General features: G+C 43.6%; 8 protein-coding genes. 1 reads left to right on the plus strand and 7 read right to left on the minus strand.

Going from position 1 to position 15,985, the window contains the following annotated elements; translation table 11 throughout:
• Nucleotides 1–78 precede the first annotated feature (78 nt).
• From XZ46_RS13395 to XZ46_RS29485, 5 genes are all read right to left on the minus strand, one after another.
• Nucleotides 79–7,098, minus strand: coding sequence for an eCIS core domain-containing protein (locus XZ46_RS13395; protein WP_008051028.1), 7,020 nt, complete (start codon nt 7,096–7,098; stop codon nt 79–81).
• Nucleotides 7,099–7,295: 197 nt separating this feature from the next.
• Nucleotides 7,296–7,550 carry a Nif11-like leader peptide family RiPP precursor gene (locus tag XZ46_RS13400; protein ID WP_006625393.1) on the minus strand — a complete coding sequence of 85 codons (255 nt, stop codon included), beginning with the start codon at nt 7,548–7,550 and terminating at the stop codon, nt 7,296–7,298.
• 2 nt (nt 7,551–7,552) lie between these two features.
• Nucleotides 7,553–8,686 (minus strand): hypothetical protein, encoded by a 1,134-nt coding sequence (locus XZ46_RS13405; protein WP_008051029.1) that lies wholly within the window; start codon nt 8,684–8,686, stop codon nt 7,553–7,555.
• Between the two features lie 1,625 nt (nt 8,687–10,311).
• A complete protein-coding gene (locus tag XZ46_RS13410) occupies nt 10,312–11,310 on the minus strand; it encodes an RNA polymerase sigma factor, RpoD/SigA family (protein WP_008051030.1) in 999 nt (332 codons plus the stop codon).
• A 1,470-nt stretch (nt 11,311–12,780) separates the two neighbouring features.
• Nucleotides 12,781–12,951 (minus strand): DUF1824 family protein, encoded by a 171-nt coding sequence (locus XZ46_RS29485; protein ID WP_318286283.1) that lies wholly within the window; start codon nt 12,949–12,951, stop codon nt 12,781–12,783.
• A 29-nt stretch (nt 12,952–12,980) separates the two neighbouring features.
• Here XZ46_RS29485 and XZ46_RS13415 point away from each other — a divergent pair, with 29 nt between their 5' ends.
• On the plus strand, nt 12,981–13,586 hold the full coding sequence (locus tag XZ46_RS13415) for a hypothetical protein (RefSeq protein ID WP_008051189.1): 606 nt from the start codon (nt 12,981–12,983) through the stop codon (nt 13,584–13,586).
• Nucleotides 13,587–13,618: 32 nt separating this feature from the next.
• On the opposite strand, the gene XZ46_RS13420 is transcribed toward XZ46_RS13415, so the two are convergent.
• Together XZ46_RS13420 and XZ46_RS13425 are read right to left on the minus strand one after the other, a co-directional pair.
• Entirely contained in the window at nt 13,619–14,431 is an 813-nt protein-coding gene (locus XZ46_RS13420; protein WP_228116556.1) for an SGNH/GDSL hydrolase family protein, read from the minus strand.
• Nucleotides 14,432–14,619: 188 nt separating this feature from the next.
• Nucleotides 14,620–15,978: a diguanylate cyclase gene (locus tag XZ46_RS13425; protein WP_008051195.1), complete on the minus strand. Its 1,359-nt coding sequence runs from the start codon at nt 15,976–15,978 to the stop codon at nt 14,620–14,622.
• Nucleotides 15,979–15,985: the final 7 nt, after the last annotated feature.

Here is a 15,985-nt window from a genome sequence, read left to right on the forward strand (position 1 = left end):
ATAAAAGACTCTGGAGACTATAAACTAGGGACTGAGGAATAGGGGATGGGGACTGGGTGCTGGGGACTAGGTAACAGATTAGGAATTGGGGGATTTGCTGACTGGTTGTGATTCATTTTGTGCCTCTGGGTTAGCCCTAACGATCACTTCGATACTGTTGGCGTTGATTGGCTTGACCTTTGTGGTAATGTCAAACTTGGGTTTTGGTTGACCGTTGAGTTGCTTCGATTCAACCTTGGCGGGGATAACTGGCGATCGCCCCCTTTCTCTACTAGAAGACATAGTGCGATCGTCTATTGGCAACTTAGGTTTCATGCCTCTAGTTTGCTCCATACCCATATCATGAGGTGTACCCGCCTGGCGAGCCAGTCGCTTCAGAAACGCCTGCATTTTTTGGGCATCTAAATATTTACCCTGACCCCGAATACTAATAATGTAAGCAAAGCTATCTCCAATGGTGACAGCCCGTACAAGTTTGACCACTTCCAGAGCAAATTTAACTCGCACATCTTCCAGTTTATTGCTCACCGCTGTTTTTTCAGGATTCTGATTGATAATCGCCTTGATCGCCTCAACTACATTACTGATCAATGTCGGCGACAATTGCACCTCTTCCATCACTTCGGGATTATCTATATTTTTACCCTTTTTCTTTTTCGGCTTTTTCTTCGTCTTTTTATCGGTAATAATTACAGTCATTTTCAACTTAGTATTTTTCACCTTAGATTTAATTTTGACCTTTTTCTTCTTGTCTTTCTTCGCCTGAATTGTCGGAATTTTCGTGGGACTCATCTGAACCACCGGAATCACTTCTCGACTGTAGGTATCTGATGCAAAGAAACGGTGAATATCAGGCTTTTCTCCCGACTGTTGCACCACATGGGTCAGTTCATGGGCTAGGAGTTTTTGGCCCTCATAACTATGGGGAGCATAAGTATCTTGACGGAAGAAAATATTTCTTCCTGTGGTAAACGCTTTAGCATTCAAAGAACGACTCAGGCGATCGCTTTCCGTATCCCGGTGAATGCGAACTCGCCCCAAATTCAGCCCAAAAGCAGATTCCATCGGTTCCCGAACCCCAGTTGATAGAGGTTCTCCTTGGTTTTGCTGTTCTTCTAAAGCCCTTTCCATTCCCGGCGTTATTGTCTGATTTTCAACATTTCCTGATGCCTCTTTTTTCTGAACTTTACCATTCTTATTATTGGTATTTTTCGCAACACCAACAATCAGATATTTCCTCACTTTTTTAGTCTTTTTATTCTTGGTCATTTTCAGGGATTTAAGTTTATATTTCTTCTTAAATTGTTTCAGCACCTTTTTAACCCGACGGGCTTTCGGGTTTTTCTTGATTTGCCTTGTTAATTTTTTCGCCACTTTCTTCAGGACTTGGGAAGGTTTCTTCTTTTTGCCCTTATTTTTTTTCCGTTTCTTCTTATCCTTTTTCTTAGCTTTGGACTTTTGGCGTTTATCCTTATTTTTTTTCCGTTTCTTCTTATCCTTTTTCTTAGCTTTGGACTTTTGGCGTTTATCCTTATTTTTTTTCCGTTTCTTTTTATCCTTTTTCTTAGCTTTGGTTTTGCTTTTTTTGGTTTTCCGTTTTTTTGACTTGTTTTTATTAGATTTTTTCTTTTTTTTGTTATTTGATTTTTTCTTATTAGATCCTTTATCCTCCAAAGCACCCATCATAAAAGATGTCGGATCCAGCAGACTCAAAACTGTGCCTACCGACGAAAAAACACCGCCGACAACCTGATCAACCGGAGATTTTAATTTAGTAATCACTTTCTGGATCTTCTTAGGAATACCTCCTAAACCCAAAACACTAGCTAACAACCCCAAAACCAAGGGCAGAATGTCCGCCAATGCCGCTTCAACAGCCTGAGAAATTTGGCTCACAATTTTAGATATAATCGCATCCATCACCTCACCCAGTGCTTCTAAGACATCCCTGATCATCTGCATATTATTTATAAAAAATATCAGCAGATTAACAATGGCTTTAGCAATTTTAATCACTCCAGAAGCAGGGTTAGTCAAACTCAAAACCCATTGAATCCCCGCTATCACAATTTGAGGAATCACCACCTCAAACATGATGCCATTCATAAACAGCTCTTTCATCGTGGATAAACCGGATTTAATGAAGTCCCACAACACCATCACCCCTTTACTGGGGAACTCCACGATCGCCTTAAAAAAGCTCAACGCCAAAGGCGGTAAATCCTCCGGTATCGATGCCAAATACTCTTTTAACGCCCCCGGACCCTTTTCAATCAGAGTCGTTAAAATATCGCTCGCCCAATCTGGTAACTCCCCAGATGCCAGTTCCAAAATATAATCTTTACTCAAGCCCAAAACTTGCAGGATAATATCCAGAATTCCCCGCAAATCAAACTTATCGGGAAACTTGATCGGCATATCCATTCCCAATAGCCAATCAAAGAAAGCATTTTTCAGGTGAGTTACAATATTTTTACCAAAGTTTTTAAATCCATCACCCACCCCACTAAATAGAGCATCCATAATGCCACTGGGGTCGTCAACAAGCGCATCCAAAAAATCCCCCGCTCGATTTCCCACCCCCGGAATCATCTTAATGACTGGCTCCACAATTCGCAAAACCTGCCGCAGAATCCACGCCGCCAGCTTCACAATAAAAGCTAGGGCTTTAGAAATCAAACTTTTATTTTTGTCTTTTAACTCTTTAATACGTTTATCAATTTCCTGAATACTCGCTTCATATTTCTTAGTTAAATCATCAACCAGTTGATTTTGTCGATCACTAATACTGCTTTCCAAACTATCAAATTGTGCCTGCACATTCTCCGCCGCTTCCGTGCCAACTGCTTTCAAACTGTCCGGCAAATTAGCCACATAATCATTGACGCGATCGCGCCCTTCTTGCACCGCATTTTTCGCATTCGTCAATTCTTCTTCAACAATATCCGCAATCCGATATATCCCCGCTTTCTGTTCCTCAATAAATACTTCCCGAGCCACTGCATAAATATTATTCACTTCGCCCGGGAGTCCCGTAAAAATTTTATTGATCGCCCACAGCGGGCTATTAAAAAATCTTTTCAGATAAAAGCGAACTCTCACATAAGCCCAACCCGTTTTAATCTCTATCCAAGGTAACCACAGCGGGTTTCTCCTATAATAATAATCATGTTTCCACTGGGCAAATAATTCTTGTTGTTTCGCTTCAAATGCTGCCCTAGCTTTCTTATTGGTGGCTTCAAATTCAGCATTAACCCTAGCATCCATCCGTTCCAGAATGCCATTAACATTCACTTGAGTTGTGTCGTAAATTGCCTGAATTTCTTGGGTAACTCTCGCCCGTTCCTTTTCGTCCTTATGTTGGGATTCAGCTTGGGTATTAGCGACATTAATAAATTCCTGCGATCGGCTATCAAACATTTGTTCTTGAGAGTCAAGAACCGACCCCGCCTGCACATCAAGAGTTTCTTCCTGAATCCCCTCTTCTTTTTCTCTAAATTTTTTCCCCGTTTCCTCAACATTTTCTTCGGCTTTTTCCACCGCACCCGAAACATTTATTCCCGATTCCGATTCATACAATTCCACCCGATTTTTATCAAGAAGTACCTGCCCTTCTTGAGTCGGTTTTTCCGCCGTAAATCCTTCTTCTTTCCGTTGAATTGTCCGTGGGGATTGCACCATCCCCGTATTCACCGGAACCCCCTCAGTTTCCCCTTCTATCTCCTCCTCTTCTGGCGATTCAGTTGCCCCCTCTGGCATCTTCATCACCACTTCCGCCATGCGATCGGCTTCCTGTTCGTATTGATCACCCGCTGCGCCAACAATTAACTTCTTCTGTAGCTTCTCGGGAATTAATTCACTTAACGCCTGCTGAGTTTCCTCCAAAGGCTTTTCAACATCTTCTTCTGACTGAGATTTCGGAACAGTCGCCTCCGCATCTATCGCTTCTGGAATCGGCGCTTCTCCGGTTTCTTCCATTGGATCTGGCGTGGGAATTGAAATCTTAGGTTCCTCCAGTTCCGGTGCTGGCTCCCGTGTCGCTGACTCTTCCAGTTCACCCCCTGAGTCGTCCTTACTGTGTTCAATCTCTTCTAGGATATCTTCCGTAGCTTCAGATGCACCTTTTCCCCCTTCCACATCTTTCTGGCTTTCCGGCTTATTTTGCTCTAAAATAGCCAGAAGATTACTGATAAATTCTTCTTTATTAAACGCTTGTACTTCTTTATGGGAAGCCTCTTCCGACTGCGAGGCTTCGGCTTCTCGCATTTGCTGCTCAGTATCTACCGAGGCATCTTGTGCCTCTCTCGCTTTATCCTGGGCTGGTTTGTGGCGACTCTGTTCCGCTGCTAGATGTTCCGTTTGTGTCACTGCCGCTTGAAATGCCGGATCAGCATTAGGCGATCGCGGCGCAGGTTTACCACTCAAATCTGGCGCTTTCACAACACCAGGATCCCGTAATCCTTCCTGAGTTCCCAACGTTTCTAAAAAGCCATCTTCCGGACTATTTTCTTTCTGTTGTTTTTCCGCTTCTCCCTCAGCTTTCTCTTCCGCTTCTCCCTCCGCTTGAGCAGCTTCAGCATCCCCTTGTGCTTTGATTTTTTTCGCCTCTTCTAAATCTTTATTTTGAGTCGCTTCTTCTTTATTTTCTTCTTGACCCGCTTTTTGCTGTTCTGATTCAGTCGTTTTATCCGACTCTTTTTCTAAATTTTCTCCTTGACTTTTCGCTGCTTCTTCATCCTCAGCGTCCAGCAGTTGTTTGGTTTTATCTGCTTGTTTTTCCGTGTTTTGCTGGGTCTTGTGAGCTTCCGAAAAATCTCCGCCCTCTTTTTTCTTACTGTCTATTTCCTTTGCCCATTTGTCACTGACACCTTTTTTGTCTTTTTCTAATTTCTCCTTTTCCTTTTTGCCTTTATCATCTTGCTCCTCATCTTGACTCTCATCTTTCTCCTCATTTTTACCTTCATCTTTACTTTCATCTTGATTCTCGTCTTTACCCTCATTTTTTTCTGGGGAATTTTCTTTTTTCTTCTGTTGAACTATCGTCTGATTATTCACATCTTCATCTGGTGAATAATTATTATTTCGAGATGAATTTTTAGGCTTTTTATTAATTTTTTTAAGAGGTTTTTTGCTCTGGTTTTGATCTTGATTTTCTTCCGGTTTTTTGTCGGCATTTTCTGCCTCTACATCCTCACTTTTTTCTGCTTTCTCTTTCTCTTTCTCCGCTTCGTATTTTTTTTGTTCTTCTTCTCGTTCTTTCTTGATTTTTTGCTCCAGCTTGGATTTTAAACCCATCCCAAAAAAATCGGGTTTCCGCTGAAGTTTTGGTGTTTTTTCCCGAAGTTCTTGCCTCGATTTAGACTTCGCTTTCGGCTTAGTTTGTTGTATAGTATGAGTCAGTTCATGGGCTAATAATTTTTTCCCACTCTCCGAGTCCGGCTGATACTCCCCTGTATTGAAATAAATATCTTGACCGTGAGTAAATGCTTTAGCTTCCAGGTTTTGATTCATCTCGGCCGCTTCCCCATCAGTATGAATTCGCACTTCTGAGAAATCCTGACCAAACCGCGATTCCATAAACTCTTGCGTTTCCTCTGGTAGAGGATTGCCGCTTCCTTTTTTGGATTTTAGCTTATTTTCAATATCTTGACTCGCTGCAAATGCACCCGGCACACCGCGTTTGTTCTTCGGTTTGAATCGACGATTATTTTTAGTCTTTTTAGATTTTAGCGTAATATTAACATTTTGTTCATCCTCACTTTCTTCCGTAGAATGAAGAAGGCTATAGGGAACAGCCGCACGCCGACGGGGACGGTGGCTATTGATGCGTTGAATAGTCGGAGAAACTACCGATTTTGTCTCCTCTTCCTCCCGTTGAATCGGTGGGGATATAGCAGGTAAATTCATCGACATTACCAGATCAGCCATGTGATCTGCTTCTCGTTCGTATTTGTCTCCAGGAGCGCCAACTATCAGTTGAGGTTGAAAAGATAACCCCCCAGAATTGGCAGAAAAGGCTTTTAAATTAATACTAACATTCTCTTCATCCGAACGCTGAATTGGAGAACTACCCAGAGAGGATATTGTCGCCGATAGCGGTTTTAAATTAATACTAACATTCTCTTCATCCGAACGCTGAATTGGAGAACTACCCAGAGAGGATATTGTCGCCGATAGCGGTTTTAAATTAATACTAACATTCTCTTCATCCGAACGCTGAATTGGAGAACTACCCAGAGAGGATATTGTCGCCGATAGCGGTTTTAAATTAATACTAACATTCTCTTCATCCGAACGCTGAACTCTGCCGATCGCCTTCCGTTGCATTCGGTTAATTTTTCGAGGGCGATCGCCTTTATATTTCCGTTGAACTCTCGCCCCTGTTTGCTGAATTGTATGGGTTAATTCATGGGCTAATAACCGCCTTCCTCCCACCGAATTCGGGTTATATTGTCCCGCGTTAAAATAGATATCATTTTCGTGAGTAAATGCTTTCGCCCTCAAATTATGACTTAGTTGAACCGCCTCGCTATCCGTGTGAAGACGAACCCCACTGAAATCATTTTCAAACCGAGACTCCATAAACTCGCGGGCCGGGTCTGGAAGTGGAATGCCGCGACCTTTGCGGCGTATAATCCGATTGGCGATCTGAGAAGAAGCCACAAAAGAACCGCCTCCTTTTGGCTGACGTTGTAGTTGCGTGTCCGGCGGTTTGGGTGGGTTTTCCTCCGGTGGGGGGGCGGACGGCGGCGCGAGTTCGTCCATTTCCGCTATCTCTTCTCCACCGATATCGGTTTCTGCTTCCCTGTCTTCCTCTTCTGGGGGAGTTATCAGCCGTTTGGGTTGCAGTTTGGCTGGCGTGTACTCCAGGATCGAAACCCGGTTAAATTGGTAGCCAGAAACCGGATAAGATTGGGGTTGAATTTCTGGTGGCGTTGGGGGAGAAAAAAACGGCGATCGCCCTTCGGTCAAGGTTTCGCTGGTGGCGGTTTCAGTTTCAGAGGTAAATGATGATCGCCCACGCGGTAAAGTCTTCTTGGTCTGGACTCGGTTGGTTGTGGGTGATAGTTGTGGCGCTTTGGTTCTAATTTTCGACATTTTTACCCCCTTAACCCTGATTAGTCAACCCTTTAGGGGTTTGCCACTTCAAGACACAATCGACGATATCATGGCTTTTAGCCCTAATCATTATAAGGTTTTCCAGATATAGGCTGCATAAATGTTAACTAAAATTCACAATTTTTACGGAAAATTAGCATTGATATATTACCCAAAGTTGATGGTCAATGGGTATTTTAACTACAAAAACAGATCGATTCTATCAGTTGAGTTAGCAAAATGCGGGCGTAACCAGAAGAAATCCCAGGGCTATTGTCTAACTCAAGGACCAGTTCACCAAAATCTTGAGTTAGGGTAGCTTCTAATTCTTTGATGGTGATATTATATCCAGCGGATGTTGCAATTTTGAGCAAGTCTTGAATGTGGTCAGCCGCCATGATTTTTTCCTGCCATTCTGGATGATTGGCGATCGCTTCTATAAATGCTCGCATATTTATAATTTTACTCCCCAAGATTTGGTATTTATCCAGCCAGGTTGAACCCCTAAATACGCCTTAAATTCTAAAGGTATTCCGGGGCGATAAGTTAGTTTTACATAAGCTAATCTCCGAAATAAGACACTTTCCCAATCCCTACCCAGAAGTTGAGATCGCCGCCGTAAAGTTTCCGGCCACTTTTCCGGGGAATCTCTCTCATGGGTCAAGCCACCAAAACTCAGGATTGCGTCTCGTTTTTCAGGTAGACAAAATCCTGTTTTCACTAAACCATCGAGAAATGTTTGCCAGGCTTTTCGGTTTTCTAAATAGCATTCCACCGCTATTTGATGACTGAGACTATTCCCATCTATTTCTAGCTGTAAATTAGTTTTATTTATTCCCAAAGATAGCATAGATAAAATGGCTCCGATACTATAGCGATCGCCTAACCATCCAAGTTTGTCAAGATACGGATATATTTGTGTAGGATAAATATCAGCTATATAAAATCTTATAGCCTGGGAATTTCGACTTAATAAAACCCCACTTTGAAATAATTTTGCCGTTGGAGGTAAAGCCTGGAAAGTCTGATGAATAATTTGTCTTTGTGCAGAAGTTAACCGACTGTCTAGCCACCAATTGAGATGATTTTCTAAATCCGCCACCTGTTCCGAACCCCAAAATACACTGGGAACCGGAATTGCTCTATCCGTAGTGAAATCACCAGTTAAATCCCCCGTTAAATCAAATTCTAACCATAAATCATTCACAGTCCGATAAAAGGATGTATCAGGGTTAGACCATTCCCGGCAAAATCGGCTAATTTTTCGCCATACTGGATGGTCAATTAACCGAGAAGACAGCGAGGGAATTGTGGCATAACCCGCCAACAAATGATATAATTTCGGAAGCGTTTCCACGGCTTCGCTACCAGCGAGGATGTCGCGACCTCCGGTTTCTGGAACCACCCGCAAAAACAGATCAGCTTGGGGTTTAGGGTCTGCTAGGCGACATTCAAACCCCACCAAAGAGGCGATCGCACTAGGGAAATGTCGCCCCACCGCCGCCAAACGGCTCAGGGATTCTGGCGAAATTAAATCCGGGGAAATAGAAGGGGCGATCGCCTCCCAATAATCAGTCAGACTTGCCATAGGAAAATATTGAAATTACATTCAAAAATGAGGCTTGGCTTTCCTAAGTTTGATAATCAGGCATTCGTGAAAATTGCCACTCCCAAACCATGAATGGGGCATTGGTGAGCATTTTAGCAAAAGTTGGGAGTCGGAATTTCCTAGATCCGGTGAGGGTGTATCAGCATTGACACTCCCCGCTCTGAAGAGACGGGGATTCTTGGCTCACCGAGACCACTTAAACTAGATTCCTGGCGTCGTCTAGCCCAGAGGTGGGACTCTCCCCAAGCGTTACTTTCGGTATGCCCTACCGTAGTTGCATTTCTGCCAATCCTGTTTAGATTGAAGCAAATATACCTCAAAAACTGATTTGTCTAGTTCCTGTGAATCTTTTACCTGCTCGAAGGAGGAAGCTAGAACAATGCAGCAAAACCGCATAGATCCAATTGTCAAGGTTCAGTGTACGCCTTGAGGCAACAAGGTTTTTTAAGTGGTTGGTTACCTTGATGCACGCTCAATCTGTGTAGCATTTATCTAGTAAGCGTGTCAAGTCAAACAGCGATGTTGTTCGAGAGTTGATCAGGTCTTGGGCTGACGGGCACTAAAGTACCCGTGTCGCCTTTCATCCTTGCTCTCTTGAGACAAGGTTTTCATGCTCCAGTGCTGTTCGTATAATAACTAAAGTGCGAGACGTTTAGGAGTGAAATAAGGCTGCAATGCCTGAAATAACCTCCTAGAGGGAGTTAAACTAGTCAATCCGGCTGCTACTATAACTAGATTATTAGTTTACCCCTTAAATATATATATGTCCCGACGCTTAGTGAGTTATGACACTAAGCAAGGCAGGGAACTCAGGGTCAATCCCATTCTAAGAAATCGCAATGTTCCATCCAAGTATACTACAAGGAGGAGTATTTAACCCACTTGGGGCGATTATGGGAAAGAGTAAAGGCGGTAGCCACCCCCAGTTTCAGAAATCACAAATCTGGGATTGAAGCGGGGAACGGAAGGCGTGATGTAGAACCTACTACTATAGGCGACCACTGCCAACCATCCATGATTAGGGAAACCGAATGTCCGGCTTGAACCATCGTCATTATACAGCAGCGAAATAGGTTGATACGCTGCGTTCAAAAGAGCAAGGGGAAAAGTAGGGTAATTTTAGCATCACCTACACAGACCTTTAAATGTACCCCGGTGGATAGGACAAATCTAAAGATGGAATGCCCATATATATGGAACGTTTAAACCCCTGTTGGGCTCTCTACGAGTACATCTTGTAGAGTAGTGAAAAGTGTAAGCGTATGCCCATAAGGGGAAAGGATGTGACTGAAAGCCAATGCCTAACTGTAATGGTTGGGATATGCCCACTAGTCACGGTGTGGACATAGAGACTGCGATGATGTAAGAGTGCTTATGACCGAGAGCGAGTTTAAAGACTACGTGGTGTATATAGCTCCTAAAGTTGAAGTCACAAAGCAGGGGGTCGTAACCCTGTTCCTACTGACAATAGGGTGTCTACATCAGGAGCCGTGTGATGTGAAAGTATCAAGCACGGTTTTGAATGGGAGTTGGGAAAGGTGACTTTCCTTTCGACCCCTACCAAACCCGGCTTGGGTAGAAGCCGGGTCAATGTTCATCATCGATTAGCAGGCCAGATATTCCCGCATTTGGGCTTTACGACGACGCAGGTGGTTCAAAGCCTGGTTTTCCAACTGGCGCACCCGTTCACGACTGATGTTCATGTGTACTCCCACTTTGGATAAGGACATTTCCTTACCGTCATTGAGACCGTAGCGCAAAGTCAACACTTCCCGCTGCTGGGGAGTCAGATCCGCCATCAGGTCTTTGAGATCCTGCCGCAACAGTTGTTGGGTAACATAGTTATCAGCAGAAGCCGATTCATCTTCCAGTAGATCTTGCAGTTCCGTATCCTGGTTATCACCAACTCGCAGGTCAAGGGAAACCGGATGACGGGAAGCTAACAAATAATCCCGAATCTGAGACGGTTCCAAATCTAATGCTTTCGCAATTTCCGTGGGAGTAGCATTGCGACCATACTGCTGGAACAATTCCCGCTGAACTTTTTTAATTTTGTTCAGTTTTTCTGTAATATGGATCGGCAGACGGATAGTCCGAGAGTTTTGGGCGATCGCACGGGTAATGGCTTGGCGAATCCACCAGTAAGCATAGGTTGAGAATTTATACCCGCGCATAGGATCGAATTTCTCAACACCCCTTTCCAGACCCAGAGTTCCCTCTTGGATTAAATCCAAGAATTCCATATTCCGTTTCTGGTACTTCTTGGCGATAGATACCACCAGTCGCAAATTCGCCTCGATCATTTTCTGCTTCGCACGACGACCGCGATTCATGATCTCAGTCATTTCCGACTCACTCAATCCCGCCTTCGCTGACCATTCCGCCGCCGTAGGATCGCGATCGAGTTCTTTGGTTAACTCATCGCGCATTTCCAACAGACTCATCATCTGCTGTACTTTTTTACCGTAGATGATTTCTTCTTCTCTGGTCAAAAGTGGAACTCGACCAATTTCGTGCAAATAAGTCCGCACTGCATCCATGGAAGCACCAGAGCGGGGGTTCCGCGATGTTAATTCAGTTTGTGTGGTTTTAGCAGTTGCCATAGTCAATTTTACCCTCCCTAAACAGCTAATAAACTGGCAGCGACCCCCTAGCAAGGAGTGAGATAGACAGTCAGGATAGTCAATATGTCCTCCGTTATATATATGATCGGTTCCTTGAAAGCCTTGCCTTCTGGTAGATATGTTTTCCTGATGTTCTGAAGCTAAATTCCTTTTACTTATCGCCACGAGGTTTTTAGTGTCTTATTTGGACGCCGGGACCCCAAGATACTGAGATCCATAGACTCACTTGCAAATTTAGTAACTGCGATCGCTCACAACCTTCCCCAATGTGACAGCCTTAGTCATCCTCTCTAAGGACAGTCGAGATGCTTATTTTAAACTTAGCTAGGTTTAGTTATGGTCGAAAGGGAAGTCACCTTCCCTAACTCCAATTCAAAACCGTGCTTGATATTTTCACATCACACGGCTCCTGATGTGGATACCCTATTGTCAGTAGGAACAAGGTTACGACCCCTCGCTTTATGACTTCAACTTTAGGAGCTTTATGCCACACGTAGTCTTTAAACTCGTTTTCGCCACTATACTCCTATTTATTGCAGTCTCTATATCCACACCGTGACTAGTGGGCATATCCCAACCATTACAGTTAGGCATTGGCTTTCAGTCACATCCTTTCCCCTTATGGGCATTCGCTTACACTTTTCACTACTTTACGAGATGTACTCGCAGAGAGCCCAATAGGGGTTTAAACGTTCCGTATATATGGGTATTCCATCTTTAGATTTGTCCTTTCCACCGGGGTAAAATTAAAGGTCTGTGTAGGTAGTGTGAAGAAACTCCTACTTTTCCCCTTGCTCTTTTGAGCGCAGCGTGTCAACCTATTTCGCTACTTAATGTTGACGATGGTTCAGGCCAGACATTCGGTTTCCCTAATCATGGATGGTTGGCAGTGGTCGGATTTTGGGAATAGGTTTTCCCTCACGCCTTCCGTTCCCCGCTTAAATCCCAGATTTGTGATTTCTGAAACTTGGGGTGGCTATCGCCGTTACTCTTTCCCATAATCGCTCCAAGTAAGTTATAATACTCCTCCTAGGTAATACTTGGACGGTGTATTGCGATTTCTTAAAATGGGATTGACCATGAGTTCCCTACCTTGCTTAGAATCACACCTTCCTAAGCGTTGGGACATATATACAGTTAAGGGGTAAACTGGTTGACAGTTTATCTCCCTCTAGGAGGTTATTTCAGGCATTGCAGCCTTATTTCACTCCTAAACGTCTCGCACCATCTCTTCACATTATGTCATACTATTCAGTCTAGGTCAAGTCCCCAATGGTAAATCTGTGATTATACCAATTTATAAGGACTCTTTACTATAATGCCCTAAAATTCCTCATATTTGACACCCCAGCAGTTCCGAGATACCCGAACCATTTTTCCCGGTTTTCACCCATTTAACCAGTAGTCCACACCCCTCGATAATTTCAGCCCGACCGGGGGTGACCCCTACTAGGCTGTAGCAAACAGATCTAAAGGGAAATGGCCATAAGTACCGTTCACCCCATTTTCCTCCGAAGACTGACAGGAAACCAGTACCCCACGATACTTTTCTAAGTAGGGGCTAATATGGTAGGAGAGCTTCCCAACTCTGGTATGGGTTTGTGCTAAACAAAGACCAATTCTAGAGGATACGGTGTGGGGATGTAACTATGAAACTTAAAAGTCTGATTCCGGTGTCTATTTGGGTTATAGGTTCGCTGTTTTTGACTGTTCAGACGATCGCCATCTCCGGTCCCCCCCATAGCAATATACCCGGTTCCTGCGATGACATCAGTTGTGATCAATTGTTCCACGCTTTATCAGAAACTTGGCCGGAGTTTAATCTAACTTGTGAAGGCGATCGCATTTTATCTTTACAGGTGTACGAACATCGTAATGGGGGGCGGCGGGTGGTGCTGGCTTGTTGGAATCGGGAAGTTGACGACAACGGCGCACGAGAAGGAAGTTCCCTCATTACCCTGCCTTTTCCCGGAGAAGAAAATCGCTTTCTTAGCAGTTGGCCAGATGATCAACCATCTGCCCAAGAATTGTTAAATACCTATCCCGAAGAAATTAAAAATGTCCGGTTTCATTGTGCGATCGAAAGTGGGGATATCAATATTTTGGTTTCGGAAGAACGACAGGAAGCCGACCTGCAATGTTACTTCCAGGCTGGTGTAATTTTAGTAGACATAGATGGGGATTATGTGTCGGACGGGGAAAACAGTCGGGGGACAGGGGTTGATCGCATTTTAGGGACTTTTCCACTGCCTTAATTATCTGCAATTTGCCGACATATTTGGAGAGTTTAGTCAAAGGTTAAATGCTGAATTTTATGTTCAGGAACCCCTAAACCCCGCAGCAGAATATAGGTCATAATTTGATGTCCGGCGTGGTTAGGGTGGATACCGTCACGGGTGAGAATATTTTGCGATCGCCCTCCATAGCGCTGATAAGTCATGATAATATGGCGGAAGGGGGTATGTAGGTCAAGAAACTGTACTTGATGTTGAGCAGCCACATCTCGCATAGCATTAATATATTCAACCATACGGATATTTTCGCGGCTGTTTAAGTCTTCATAAATAATCGTAGGTGACAGGAGCAAAACTCGAATATTTCTGGCTCTAGCCGCCTTGACCATAGCGCTTAATTTTTGGCGATAGACTTCTAAAGGAGAGGGTTCTGTTTCGGATTCCGAAGATTTATGAAAACTTTGCATCACATCGTTAACTCCCACATTAATCACCACTAAATTGGGTCGGTGTAAGAGTACATCTTGATTAAATCTAGCTTCTACATCAGTTGATTTATTTCCCGAAACTCCCGAAGGAATAATCTCAATAGACTCTCCCGGATACAGAGTGTTAATGTAGCGTCTGAACAACCAGACATAACCCCCATACTGTCCCCCCGCTTGGGTAATGCTATCTCCGACCACCACAATTTTATTAGTGCCGCTGAAGGGACTTTGCTGTTGTTCATAATCAGGTTTTATCGGCTCAGGAATAGCCACAGAAGTCTCTAAACCTATAATCGTAACTACCATGAAAAATGGTAATGCAGAATACCGTTTGAGCCAGTTTAAAGGTGAGAGAGTGCAAATAGACAGCCTAGGCATTATTTTAATCACAGCACAAAAAACTATCCCCTATTCTATAATAAGGGTGTGATATTTGCATGGGGTGGTAAACCCATGGGATTGCTATCGTCAATTTTTAACAATTCACAACTGGGAGACTCAACCATAACAGTACAGTTCCGACCGTGATTTTTAGCTTGATAGAGAGCCTCGTCAGCCTGAGCGATTCAACTATCTACGCATAACTCAGAATGAGCAATTTGGCAAGCGACACCCAGACTGACGGTAACATAATTACTACTTTTAGAACTGGGGTGAGGAATACGGAGATTTTCCACTTGCTTACGGATACGTTCAGCCACTTTCATCGCACCGTTGATGGGTGTATTCGGCAGAATAATAGCACAAATTCTTCGCCACCATAACGAGCCACCAAATCTACTGAACGGTTGAATAGCGCCAGAAATTGCTCTGGCTATTTTGTGTAAACAATCATCTCCGGCTTGATGTCCGAAGGTATCATTATAGGGTTGAAAATAATCTACATCACAGAGAATTAAAGCTATCGGTTCTTGTTCCCTAGCGCAACGATGCCAATTATAGGCTAAATATTCATTAAAACGGCGACGGTTAGCTACTTGAGTTAAGTCGTCATCAAGGGCGAGGCGTTGTAATTCTTGGTTGGTTTTTTTGAGGGCAATTCTTGACCTTTCTAGGGCTTCTTCGGATTTTTTGCGCTCGGTGACATCAGTTTGAATACCAATAAAATTAGTTAATTCTCCCGGTTCATTCCTGACTGGAGAAATAAACAATTCATTCCAGAAAATTGTACCATCTCGGCGATAGTTTTTGAGAATGACGCGACATTCTTCGGCTTCCGCGATCGCCCGTCGAATATCATCTAGGGCGGGTTGATCTCGTTGGTTTACCTGAAGAAATCTACAGTTAGAACCGATGACTTCATTAGCTGCATAACCCGTGAGTCTTTCCCAGCCAGCATTCACATAAATAATAGGATTATCTGGTTGATTAGGGTCAGTAATCACCACGCCATTTTGGGTAGCGGCGATCGCTTTTTCTAAGAGTTTTCGCCGTGCTTCTGCTACCTGGCGATCGTGTAAATATATCTGACTGAGGCGGATCTGTTCTTGGAGGGATTGATTTTGCAGTTCCAGTTGTTTTTGCAGTTGATAAAGTCGCAGTTGTGTATTAACTCGGATCAGGACTTCTGAGTTATGAAAAGGCTTGGTAATATAATCTACACCGCCCACTTGAAAACCCGCCATAATCGAGTCAATATCATTAAGGGCGCTCAAAAAAATAATCGGGACTTTGCTAGTATTTTCACTATTTTTTAAATGGCGACATAACTCATAGCCACTCATCCCAGGTATGCGGACATCAAGCAATATTAAATCTGGCAATTTAGCCTGAACAGAAGTCAGAGCCATCTCGGCATTAAGAGACTGTCTAACATTATAACCAACCTGTCGAAGCAAAGAAGACAAAAGATGCAGATTTTCCGGCTGATCATCAACCACCAAAATATCTGCTTTCAAGGTTTGCTCTGAAATACTACCCATCATATTTAGA

Source organism: Limnospira indica PCC 8005, from assembly GCF_000973065.1.
Classification (GTDB): domain Bacteria; phylum Cyanobacteriota; class Cyanobacteriia; order Cyanobacteriales; family Microcoleaceae; genus Limnospira; species Limnospira fusiformis.

Bases quoted from the DNA above. Each gene is read 5' to 3' on its own strand.
- XZ46_RS13395 (WP_008051028.1), bottom strand. From the start codon at position 7,098: ATGTCGAAAATTAGAACCAAAGCGCCACAACTATCACCCACAACCAAC.
- XZ46_RS13400 (WP_006625393.1), bottom strand. From the start codon at position 7,550: ATGCGAGCATTTATAGAAGCGATCGCCAATCATCCAGAATGGCAGGAA.
- XZ46_RS13405 (WP_008051029.1), bottom strand. From the start codon at position 8,686: ATGGCAAGTCTGACTGATTATTGGGAGGCGATCGCCCCTTCTATTTCC.
- XZ46_RS13410 (WP_008051030.1), bottom strand. From the start codon at position 11,310: ATGGCAACTGCTAAAACCACACAAACTGAATTAACATCGCGGAACCCC.
- XZ46_RS13415 (WP_008051189.1), top strand. From the start codon at position 12,981: ATGAAACTTAAAAGTCTGATTCCGGTGTCTATTTGGGTTATAGGTTCG.
- XZ46_RS13420 (WP_228116556.1), bottom strand. From the start codon at position 14,431: ATGCCTAGGCTGTCTATTTGCACTCTCTCACCTTTAAACTGGCTCAAA.
- XZ46_RS13425 (WP_008051195.1), bottom strand. From the start codon at position 15,978: ATGATGGGTAGTATTTCAGAGCAAACCTTGAAAGCAGATATTTTGGTG.